The organism is Niveibacterium sp. (assembly GCF_041909475.1).
Lineage (GTDB): Bacteria > Pseudomonadota > Gammaproteobacteria > Burkholderiales > Rhodocyclaceae > Niveibacterium.
Window position 1 is genome coordinate 97,472 of record NZ_JAYRDJ010000012.1, and the last position, 11,463, is coordinate 108,934.

10 protein-coding genes are annotated in these 11,463 nt (G+C 58.8%); all 10 read right to left on the reverse strand.

The features are described 5' to 3' along the window. Positions 1-4 precede the first annotated feature (4 nt). Complete coding sequence (gene tssG, locus ACE3P0_RS10250) at positions 5-1,066, reverse strand: type VI secretion system baseplate subunit TssG (RefSeq protein WP_374402487.1); 1,062 nt, start codon at positions 1,064-1,066, stop codon at positions 5-7. Further along, positions 1,042-2,916, reverse strand: a complete 1,875-nt coding sequence (gene tssF, locus ACE3P0_RS10255; RefSeq protein WP_374402489.1) for a type VI secretion system baseplate subunit TssF — start codon at positions 2,914-2,916, stop codon at positions 1,042-1,044. The genes tssG and tssF overlap by 25 nt, the downstream gene beginning before the upstream one ends. An 8-nt stretch (positions 2,917-2,924) precedes the next feature. Beyond that, positions 2,925-3,431, reverse strand: a complete 507-nt coding sequence (gene tssE / locus ACE3P0_RS10260) for a type VI secretion system baseplate subunit TssE (protein ID WP_374402492.1) — start codon at positions 3,429-3,431, stop codon at positions 2,925-2,927. Positions 3,432-3,433: 2 nt separating this feature from the next. Then, positions 3,434-4,246, reverse strand: a complete 813-nt coding sequence (locus tag ACE3P0_RS10265) for a type VI secretion system accessory protein TagJ (RefSeq protein ID WP_374402494.1) — start codon at positions 4,244-4,246, stop codon at positions 3,434-3,436. A gap of 24 nt (positions 4,247-4,270) precedes the next feature. Further along, the gene (locus ACE3P0_RS10270; protein WP_374402496.1) at positions 4,271-4,762 is read right to left on the reverse strand and encodes an Hcp family type VI secretion system effector; all 492 of its coding nucleotides are present in this window, start codon (positions 4,760-4,762) and stop codon (positions 4,271-4,273) included. Positions 4,763-4,841: 79 nt separating this feature from the next. Continuing rightward, a complete protein-coding gene (locus ACE3P0_RS10275) occupies positions 4,842-5,330 on the reverse strand; it encodes an Hcp family type VI secretion system effector (protein ID WP_374402497.1) in 489 nt (162 codons plus the stop codon). 185 nt (positions 5,331-5,515) lie between these two features. Further along, positions 5,516-7,009, reverse strand: coding sequence for a type VI secretion system contractile sheath large subunit (gene tssC, locus ACE3P0_RS10280; RefSeq protein WP_374402499.1), 1,494 nt, complete (start codon positions 7,007-7,009; stop codon positions 5,516-5,518). Between the two features lie 47 nt (positions 7,010-7,056). After that, a complete protein-coding gene (tssB, locus tag ACE3P0_RS10285; protein ID WP_374402502.1) occupies positions 7,057-7,566 on the reverse strand; it encodes a type VI secretion system contractile sheath small subunit in 510 nt (169 codons plus the stop codon). Positions 7,567-7,622: 56 nt separating this feature from the next. Further along, positions 7,623-8,663: a type VI secretion system protein TssA gene (gene tssA, locus ACE3P0_RS10290; protein ID WP_374402504.1), complete on the reverse strand. Its 1,041-nt coding sequence runs from the start codon at positions 8,661-8,663 to the stop codon at positions 7,623-7,625. Between the two features lie 74 nt (positions 8,664-8,737). After that, positions 8,738-11,463 (reverse strand): beta strand repeat-containing protein (locus tag ACE3P0_RS10295; RefSeq protein WP_374402506.1); only part of this gene is annotated, 2,726 nt, incomplete at its 5' end.

An 11,463-nucleotide genomic window follows, 5' to 3' on the forward strand; every position in this document is an offset into this window, starting at 1 on the left:
GGGGTCAGGTCGGGGCGCTGCTCGGCGATGGTTTTCGCCGCATGAGTCGTTCTACGTCCAGAATCAAGTCATTTGCGTCGCGCGTTCTTCTTCGGCATCCAAGCCAACCGCTGAGGCCAAGCCGCCCGGTGCGGCCTAGCGACAGATCGGGAACATCCTGTCGTTTGAGCGTAAGCCTCGCATCCCACGCATATTCGTCACCGGCGCAGTTGCGTACGCAAGCCGAAAGTCGCTCGATGCCGGCCGTTCCAGGCAACAGGGCGGCGTAATCGGCGAAAGACAGCGGGCCGAGATGCAGGCGGAATTTGTGCTGACGATCCCAGATCCGTTGCCCGGCCAGCGCGTTACGCCCGAGGCTGGCTGCACGGCCGCCCAAGCGGCTGCGGTCGCGCATTTCCATCTGCATCCAGTGGCCGACGAACTGCTCAACCTGCGCGGGTATCCGAAAAGTGCCGGAAACCAGTTGGGCCAGCCCTTCCGCGTTTCGCACCTGCCGGCTCAAAAGCCCTGCATGGTGGAGCTTGGCAAAGTCGGGCAGTGCATCGCGATTGCGCAGGCTTGGTAAACCGATACCCAAAAGCGCCCCGAGCTGGTAACCGAAGCGATCCTCGCTGGGCCGATCCAGGCTCACGGTTGGCTGAGCCTGCGCCCACGCCCGATAGAACAGCGTGAGCAAACGGTGATGAAAAATGTCGGCGAAACGCGCGAAGGTGGGGTCGCCCGCATTCATCAGGCGTCCGCGCGCGTACTCCGTGAGGTGCAGGGGCAGGGGGCCGTTCGGACCGAAGAGCCCGAAAAACCGTACCTCCAACCGCGGGGTCGGCGAATTGGCCGGGCGCACTAAGGACGACAGGCTGGCCGGCGCAAACGACATGGCCGGCTCTTGGCCAAGCCGAATCGGCTCGTCGCCCGGCTTGAGCGCGGTGCCCCAACGTGGCCGTTCCGAGTAAAGGCACTCCAGTCGGCGTAGGGACTGAAAGAAGTCGTGTTTCCACGGGGCCTCCGCAATGGAGCCCAGCAGCGCTTCGCGGCCAGCGTGGGTCAGAGCGTCGGTCGCAAGCCGCATCGCGCCCTCCAGTGCATCAGTTGGCCGCGTGTCATGGAATGCAACACGGTCTCGGTAAAGCTATTCAGGCTGACGTGGCGGGAGAAGAACCTTTCCAGAACGGCGCCAAGCAGGAACGCACTTCCACCTTCGAAGGCCAACTCATCGACGGTGAGCGCTATCTGAATGCCACGGCCAAAGCAGAGCGGGCCAGCCATCGGCAGGCGGGTGACGACCGGGGCGCTTTCAACCGAACGCACGCCCTCGATCTGCCGCCGCATGCCGGCGTCGTTGGTGCTGGCGTAAAGCTCTAGAAGTTCGCGCAAGGCCGCGGCGCCAGACTGCTTATCGGTGTCGAGTAGCGACAGGTAGTTGAGCGAAAGATGGCTGATGAGCTTCCATGCAGTCACGCCGTCGGCTATGGCGGCATAGGGTTTCGACGGCCCTTTGATAACCCGGATCGCCGATACCGGTGCCGAGATGTCGAGCGTGAAGTCGCTGCGAGTCAGCCCGAAGGGCATCAGGATCGGTAGATCGCGGTTAGTACAAAAGGCCCTCAGCGACAACTGCCGCAGATCGGGTCGATAGGGTGCCTCGTTCGGATCTACGAGCGAGATGAAGACTTCACTGCCGATATAACTTGAGCGCGCGCCAACCCGTTTCTGCTTTTCGGAGTAAAGCCGAGGCTCCCGGCGCAGCGTGTAGAAACCATGTGACGCCGTATCGGTGGCGCTGATGTCCGCGTAGAAGGGCTCGAATCGTTGCTCGCTATCCGGCCCCGAGCCATGACCCGTGACTTCTTCCAGGTCATAGACTTCAAAGTCCATCGGCCGCGTTCGATCAACCACCACCTGGAATTCGTGGTTGCTGTCATCAAGATGAATGCGGTCGGTGCGACGCGAAAACAGATTGATCGCCGGCGTGCAGTTCAAGGCGAAGTTATTCGCCTCAACCACACCCTCCAGTGCTGCGTCACCACGACCGAACAGCAAGACGATCTCGATCTCGTTTGCTACACATCGCGAGAATGCTCGCGCGAGGCCACTCACATCGAAGAACAGGTAGCGCTGCGGAAACGAGAAGTACTCCTGCAGCAAGCGGTATCCGCCAAAAGAACGTGTCGATATCGGCAGCAGGGCGTCGGTATCGTCAAAGCCCGCGAGTTGAACCTTGTCTGCTTCGAGATATTCGCTCCATGCCTGTGCGCCGGAAGGGGGCGCAACAACGGCGCCGAGGCAGCTGGCGCCAATGAACTCATGAAGCCGGTAGGCGACCTCGTCAGCGCCAGCAAGGAAGAATCGGAGTTGGCTCGCCTGAATATCCGAAATATTCAGGCCGGCGGTGGCGCGCAGGTGCAGCCGAACGCCGCCTTTCACGCGCGTTCCTGCAGGCAGTCGTGGAAGCGGGATGTCCGGCGCGAATGAGAAATACCGTGCGTTGACGACCTCAAGCGGCCAGAGCGTCACGTTCTGCGCAGTGGTGAATTCACACGGCGTGATCTCGTTCTTTGGGATCACGCCCTGCAAGGCTGTACCCCGTGGGATCACGATCCCCGTCGCGAGGTTCGGGTCGCCGAGCTCAGGCTGTAGCTGAGCAACCAGCATCGCCGGAGTTGGCGCGAGATAGTGTGGGTACAACATCTCGAGCAGGCGTTGCGTAAATCGCGGGAATTCGGCGTCGAGCTTAAGCTGGATCCGGGACGTGAGAAAGGCGAAACCTTCCATCATTCGTTCTACATACGGGTCGGTGACCTCAATGCCGTCGATGCCAAGCCGCCCGGCGATCTTAGGGAATTGCTTGGCGAACTCCGCCCCCATCTCGCGCAGGTGGCGCAACTCGTCGTTGTAATACCGGAGCAGGCGGGGATCCATTAGGCTATTTAGGCGTTCGTATCGGCCAACTCGACTTGGCCCGTTTCAAGATCCACTTCGGTGCGCAACAACAATTCAAGCGGCACAGGTTGTGCCCACAGTTGCGCGGAAATACGCACGCTGACGATGTTGTGCCAGTTGAGTACGCTGTCTTGCGTAACGGCTTCCACTTGAAGTGTTTCCGGGAGAATACGGGGCTCGAAGCGCACAATTGCTTCGCGAATCGCGCGCTCCAGATCACCGACCTCCAGCGTTGACGCTGTTTCGCCAGAAAAGGCGGGTAACCCGAAATTGACCACCGATGCGTCGACTTCCGGATAGAGCGACAAATCTTCAGTGGCTGACAGGCGGGTTGCATTCATCAGCCAAGCGAGGTCACGCAAAACCGCCGCGCGGAGCTGGTTCTTCGTTAAAACGCGCCGCTCCCGCGCTTCTGTCTGCTGCCCCGGTTCGTCGTCGGTAAGCCGGTCCAGCAGCGCAGGTTGCAGGCGATCGAGCGGTGTCAGCTCTGCCATAGTCAAGCGATCGAAGTCGGCGAAAAGACGATTTCCCGTATGTTCATCAGCGGTTTCTCACTGACATTGGTCGTAAGTACGCGCTGGCCCAGTCCATGGAATACGCCATCCGATACTTCTACCCACTCGGTTTTGCGTGCCAAGCGAATCAGAGGATCGGGGTCTTGCTCTGAGCCTGGATAGCGCGTTGGAATCACGCCGACAGCCTCTCCGCCATTGGTGAATTCGAAATGCGCTGGCATCCACACCAGATCGCGCAGATCCTCTGGCTCTTCGATGTTGACTTTTGCCAGCGCTGCGAAGGGCACAAAGTAATACTTGCCGTTGATGACCGCCTCGCATACCGGCCCCAGACGCATGTCCGCGTCTGCAATCCAGGCGAAGGCTTCGCCGTCTATCGTTCCGGCGGTCGCTGGCGCTTCTTCAAACGCGCGCTCACGCAGCGCTGTTGCGCCTGCGGCATCGCCCTGACCAGCGGTAAGCAGGGATTCAATAAGCAGTGCCAGCCATTGCTCCGGCATGCCGAATACCAATGGGGAGCGTCGACCTGCAAACACGTCATTGCGCAGCGCCTCACAGCGTAGCGCCTCGCGATACATCTGCGCCATCGCGAGGGTTGATGCATCCAGTTCGGCGGCAACGTTGAGTTGATTCAAGGCGCGATCCCTCTGTCCCTGAACAGCGAGAAGCTGGAACAGAAAGACGCGAAGTTTCGGGTCAGCAGGATTGGCTCGAATGCCATCCTGCAACTGTTTCAATGCCAGATCAGGATCGGCATTGCGAATTGCTTGTTCTGCTGCGGCAACCGGATTCATAGGATTGGTCTCGCGCCTTGCACGTCAGTCAGGGATTACGTCGGTTTCGAAAATCATCGCGCCGCGTGAGCCGCCTGTTTTCGTCTGGGGTTGATACTCGACCGCGATCTTCTGGAATCCAACACGGAAGACCTCGCTCAGTACTGTTGAATCCGAGTCAAGGCCGCCTTCGATGTGGTGGTGAGTAATCCGCGCCTTTTCCAAGGTAATCGAGAAGTAGTCGAGCGCATCAACGCCGCCTGACTTACGGACGGTGAGCGTGAGCTTCTTGATAACCTCATTGCTGCGTAAAGCCGCCATCAAAGCGGTGGTTGCCGAGTCCACTCGTTTGGATATCCGGAGCTCTTGCAGAGACGTTCGGCCGCCGCGCTGGCCGAGCGCTTCTTGCGATGCATCCATGCCCCAGGACCAGTTGATGATGTCGATCTCATCCGGGTGTTTTGGGTCGACTGATTCGCCCTTGATCACGCCTTGCTTCGTACCTTCGATCTTCACGAACATGTCGCGGTTTGACATGGGTAAGGCGCTCCAGTCAGGGCGTTGATCAAAAAACAAAGAAAGAACGGCACCCCGAACCCGAGGTGCCGTCGTTGCATTAACCGAATGCGACGTTTTCGGCAATGTTCCAGCCAACGATCTTCGGACCACCTTCCGGTCCGCCCTTTTCGTTCTGGGGCTGGTACTCGAACTTCACCTTCGCGAAGTTGAGCGTGACGTTTTCGGTAAGGCGATCCTCGCCGCCGCTTCCGCCGGTGCTCACCGAAGTGATGATCACTTCGTTCATCGTGATCTTGATGTACTCGAGCGGATCCTTGCCCGCCTTGCGCACGACCAAAACCGCTTCGTCGTGATGTTCGCCGTTGCAGCACGAAAGCATCAGCGCATGGGTGGATGCATCAACCCACTTTGTGAAGGAGATGTCTTGCACGGATACCTTGCCGGAGCCACCGCCACCGCCCATGTGGGTGGTGCCCGACTGGGACATGCCCCAGCTCCAGGCCAGCACGTCGATTTCCTTCTTGTGCGACTTGTCGGTCGACTCCCCGTCGATGCCTTTGATCTTCATGAACATATCAACTGCCATGGTGCCTCTCCTTAGTGGGTTGCCTGCTGTTCGCGCCCGTTCAGGGCGGGTACGTCATGAGCACGAGACGGCGTGCCCGCCCAGATCCGACCCGCCCCATTGGGGCGGGGCACTACTTGATGTGCTTCGTCGCCGTCGTGGCGAGCGGCACATGACTCAACTCCTGGCGCCTTGCGGCGTTGCGATCAGGCACTCTTCTGCGACGGCAACTTCGATACCAACCGCAGCGAAACAGTGAGGCCCTCAAGCTGATAATGCGGCCGCAGGAAGAACTTCGAAGAGTAGTAACCAGGATTGCCTTCGATCTCTTCAACTTTGACTTCTGCCGCCGCGAGCGGACGACGCGCTTTCGTCTGCTCGGACGAATGTGCGGGATCGCCGTCGACATAGTTCATGATCCACTTCTGCAGCCAGCGCTCCATGTCGTCGCGCTCTTTGAACGACCCCACCTTGTCGCGAACGATGCACTTCAGGTAATGCGCAAAGCGACAGCAGGCGAAGAGATAGGGCAACCGTGCCGCGAGGTTTGCGTTAGCGGTAGCGTCTGGATCGTCGTACTCGGCCGGCTTTTGTAGCGACTGAGCGCCGATGAACGCTGCGAAGTCCGAATTCTTGCGATGAATCAGCGGCATGAAGCCGCACTTGGCAAGTTCGGCTTCCCGCCGGTCGCTGATCGCAATCTCCGTCGGGCATTTCATGTCCACGCCGCCGTCGTCGGTCGGGAAGCTATGTACCGGCAGCCCTTCTACCGCACCGCCCGATTCGATACCCCGGATGCGGGAGCACCAACCGAATTCCTTGAAGGAGCGGTTGATATTTACGGCCATTGCGTAGGCGGAGTTGGCCCAGGTGTACTTGCTGTGATCAGCTGCGCCCGTGTCTTCTTCAAAGTTGAAGGCTTCGACGGGGCTTGTCTTTGCACCGTATGGCAAGCGTGCCAGGAAGCGAGGCATTGCGAGGCCGATGTAGCGGGCGTCGTCTGAATCGCGCAGCGAGCGCCATGCAGCATATTCCGGCGTCGAGAAGATCTTCGTGAGGTCGCGCGGGTTGGCGAGTTCCTGCCACGAACCCATCTGCATCACTGTCGGCGACACACCGGCAATGAAGGGGGCATGCGCAGAGGCAGCAACTTTCGCCATCTCACCGAGCATCTCGACATCCGGCGCGCTTTGGTCAAAGTGATAGTCGCCAACCAGGCAACCGAAAGGTTCGCCACCGAACTGACCGTACTCTTCCTCGTAGACCTTCTTGAACAGCGGGCTTTGATCCCAAGCGGTACCTTTGTAGCGTTTGAGCGTCTTGCCCAGCTCAGACTTCGAGATGTTCATGACGCGGATCTTGAGTTGCTCATCGGTCTCGGTGTTGTTGACCAGATAGTGCAGACCACGCCACGCACCCTCGAGCTTTTGGAAGTCCTCGCTGTGCATGATCAGGTTGATCTGTTCGGACAGCTTGCGATCCAACTCCGCAATCATCGATTCGATCGACTTGATGACGTCGGAGCCGATCAGTTGGGTCTGCGAAAGCGCCTGTTGCGCCAAGGTCTGGACCGCGCGACTTACGGCATCGCGGGCCTCATCAGTCTTGGGTTTGAATTCGCGTTGGAGAAGCGATGAAAACTCGCTTCCTTCAGCCGCAACTGCGGCTTGCGATTCCGTTTGCATTTGGGGATCGGCCATTAGGGTTTCCTCCGGCGTGATTCGGTGAATGGACGAAATATCTATGCTTAGCTGCCCGACTCTTCAGCCGGCTTCGGTGCCGCGGCGAGGGTCTGGAGCAGGGCGGGATCATTGAGAACTTGCGAAATGAGTTCTTCAGCGCCTGTTTTTCCGTCCATGTAGGTAATCAGGTTCGATAGCTGCTGACGTGCTTCAAGCAGCTTACTCAGAGCATCCACCTTGCGAGCGACTGCGGCCGGCGAGAAATCGTCCATGCTCTCGAAGGTCAGCTCGACATTCAGGTTGCCTTCGCCGGTCAGGGTGTTCGGCACAGCGAACGCGACACGGGGCTTCATCGACTTGAGGCGGCTATCGAAGTTGTCGACATCGATCTCAAGGAACTTGCGGTCAGCCACCGGGGCGAGCGGTTCAGCCGGCTTGCCGGACAGGTCGGCCATCACGCCCATCACGAACGGCAGCTGTACCTTTTTTTCCGCGCCGTAAAGCTCGACGTCGTACTCGATTTGGACTCGCGGTGCGCGGTTCCGCGCAATGAACTTCTGGCTGCTATCGGCCATGTCTGCCTCCGGTCAGGGTTTTAGCGTGGTTCCCGGTTTGGGGACCGCGATGGTCATCACTCGTTTTCAAGCTTCGCGCCAACGATCTTTTCTGCCTGCGATAGTCCGTCCGGCGCGAGATCATTGAGAAGTTCAAGGAAATTCATGTTCATCATGCGTTGAGCCCGCCGCAGCACCAGTTGCACCGGGTTGCTCGGCTCCGTTCTGGCAAGGTACTCGCACATCTTTTCCAGCGTCGTGACAACATCCTCGCGGGAACGAATTTCGCCTGGTTTGCTTACCCCCCGCCCTTGATGTTCTGCCGCGTCGGCCGGAGTTCCCGTTGCGTCAGAGTCGGCGTCAGCCGTGGCCGTCTGTGGCGCGAGTCGATCAATGAACTGACGGACGGCAAACAGCGTCCCCAAGATTGGTTTTAGATCAAGCGACTGGGCACCGCCAACCTTGTCGGCGACATGGCTCTCAATCGACTTGACGACCTCGAATGCGGTACGGACGCGCGCTGGCAAATCAGGGTCGTCTGCAAGGCCCGCGGTGAGCATGCCGCTGACTTGCGTTTCGCTCATGGGGTTCTCAGAGCGGGGAGGCAAACGCCCGCCAACCACTTCGATATCTCTCACCGTGACCGGTCCTGCCTGGCGCGTTCTCACCAACCAGGCTTCCCGCAGATCGCTGACAACGGCATCGATGGCAACGAGGGGGGTCAGGGCGTTGACGCGCATCGTCGGGTCGTTGTCGTCCTCGGCGTCCAGCTCCGGATGCACGCCATCCCAATACGTTTCGAGCAGGCGCTGGATCAGCGTGACACCCTGAACGAATCCGGCAAAGCCCTCGATGTGGGTTGCCGCCCTGAGGTAGTGCATTGCCACCCGGATGTCTTTGGAGCGGTTGAGCAGCGAGGACGCAAGGCGACTAACGAGCCCCCAATCCGGGCCACTTCCTTCGATACGGCGTACGCCAGAACCGTCAGTTGTACCGAACTCTTGATCGGGCTGAGCCTTGGCGGCTTCTTCCAGTTCAAGGAACTCCGGGTCGTACTCAAGATTCGGCCCGCAAGGTGAAGATTCGGATACTGGCTTGAGCGCTTCTTCGATGTTCACGTTTCCCCTCCGGAGTCATCGGCCTGCATGGCGCGATGCAGAATCGATATTCTGCACGCATGGCAGGGTTACGACTACTTGCATGACAGTGAATCGGCGTCCGGCTCGCAGACCTCCGGCCGGCGCAAGCCATCGATGTCGGTGGTGGCTGGCCGTCCAGGCCCAACTTCTGCGATAACCCCTGAACGCAATCGTCGCGTGACGTTCTCGGTGCGCACAGCATCCTCGATCTTCTGGCGTCTTGCGTCTTCAGCGACGGCCGACACAGCGGTCAGCGCGCCGACGAGATTAGCGGGCTCCGAGAGCGCTCCGTTGTAATAGATCTGGATTTCAGTACTGACATTCGTTCCGTCATAAAACGGAACTCGTGTTGAGGAGCCGCCGGCAAACACGGCAAAGTTCGGCCGGAAAGCGCCTTTGGGGGTAAGCGTGACGAAGCCGCCTCGTCCTTCATCTCCGATTTGTATCCGGATCCAATCGCCCACAGACCTTGATCCGAATCCTTGGTTGGTAAGCGCTGCAGGGAGAATGGCAAAGACCACGCCGGGCATTGAGGTCGGCACACCTTGCGCATCGATATATGGTAGGCGAGCTTTAATGAGGCCGTTCGTGCCTGTCTTCAGGCGTTCACTGGTAATCTTGACTGAGTCCGCGAGCAATCCCGATGCAGGTGATAAGGAGTCTGAGGATGGCGCGCCTGCTACATTTATCTGATCCGATCTAAGTCTAACGAAGTTGATCGGAATGGATTTCAATGATGTGTCGAAATTTGACGTGATCGCTTGACTGACCGCTGAGATTCCGCCGTGGATGGTATTCGTGGCACTTTCGATATTGATCGATCCGCCACCGCTCGCTCGTAATGCCAGTAGACTGCCGCTTGCTGTGGATATGCTTGAGCTCAGGTCTTGCGAGATGGTTGCGCCGTACTCCTGTAATTCTGCTGAGCCGAAACGAAGCGACTTGATTCCCGCCTGGTTGGCACGCCCTGACAGATCGGGATCGGAGTACTCGTTCAGCACAGAAGGGGTCGCGTAACTCGTCAGCGTTAACGTTCCGCCGTTCAATGCGAGATTGCCTGAGAGCCGAACTTCCTTGTCCGCAACGATGTGCCCACCGCTAAGCAAGCGCACGTCGCCAAGGCGCAATGTTCCTGCGCTACTGATCTCCGCGGTTTTTGCGTCTATAGTCAGAGCATCTCCAGACCGTCCCCAGTGATTACCATCATTCGTGGCAACTATTTGATTTCCAGCGACGAACGATAAGGGGCCGTCGCTCGCAATAGCGTCCTCAATGACGATGTTCTTCGTCGCCCGGACGGACGGCCCCGTCTTTGCCGAGAGGGTGAACTCTGTTTTCTCGCCAACCCCTCCTGAGTAGTCAGTCAGCAAGGACCCCAGAGCCCCCTCAATCCCAATAGGTTGCGTAAAACGCGTCGTTCCGGACGTCTCCGCAGTCAGCGATGACGCATTGCCGCTATTCAAAGCACCTTGAAATAGAATATTTCCGGATTCTCGACTTGAAAACTTGGCGTCGGAGTTCAACCAAACAGCGCCATCCCAGAACTGATTGCCAAGCGTGATAACGGAAGGCCCGGATACAGTGATACGGCGTCCGCCCTTTGCGCTAAGGGCGGTCAGCGGCACATCTGCACCGACGGCGCCACCAAGAAGCAGCTGGTCGGTCGCGTCAAACGTTGCCGTATGGGGACCGTTGAGCTCCGAATTCATCGAAACTGAGATTGCTTGAAGCGCAACGTCGGACGCCAAGGTAACTGCACCATCGAAGCTGATCGAGCCAGCGAGCGCACTGTAAACGTCAGTGAGCATTGCAGATGAACCATAGTGTTGAGAGCCAACGGTATGCGCCCCTACAAGTGTGGCTGGGCCCGAAACGTCGAGAGACGTCAGGGGGGCGTTTCCACCAACAACCCCCCGTATCTGCGTCGATCTGGGGCTGTTCAAGTAGATGCTGTGGTTCCCGTCTACTTTCTCTGAGAACATGATGGAACCACGTCCGGCGCTGATTGCGGCATTGCCATCTAGGGTCACATTCCCCGCAACATAAAAATCGCCAGAGTTGGTTTGGTAAGTCCCGTTCAGCGAGGAGTTGCCCATGAAAGCAATGGTGCCTTGAGCTCTTACATCGTGAGTCTGTGAGAATCCAGTTACCGTGAGTGCAGAAAGAGCGGCGCCATCACCTATAGCTGCGCCGAAGAGGCTACCGCGGCTTGAATAGGTCTTGAGGGCGTACGAACCGTTGATCGTTCCATCAAAGTTAACCAAGTCGCGCTCACTGCGAACGGTCACATCATTACTAAGCAGTGTGTCACCTACGACATTGAAGGCGCCGCCCGAGGTGGTATAGGCGCCAGCGAGGTTGGTGTTGCCGGTCAGCGTGATGTTGCCGCCCGCACTCAGATCTTTGAGGGTGATGCTCGCTGCGGTGATGTTGGCGGCGCCGCCGACTTTGATCGCCTGCGTGGCGTTGAAGCTACCCGCTGTGGCAGTGAGTGCGCTCAATGGGCTGCTGTCACCGACAAGACCGTCGAAGGTGGTGCTACCCGTGTTGGTCGTGCTGAGCGCATGTGCGCCGTTGACCGTGCCGCCAAAACTGATCGCACCGCTCCCGGTGGTGACCGACGTGTCAGCAAGGAGCGCCGTCGCGCCGATCACATTGAAGGCGCCGCCCGAGGTGGTATAGGCGCCAGCGAGGTTGGTGTTGCCGGTCAGCGTGATGTTGCCGCCCGCACTCAGATCTTTGAGGGTGATGCTCGCTGCGGTGATGTTGGCGGCGCCGC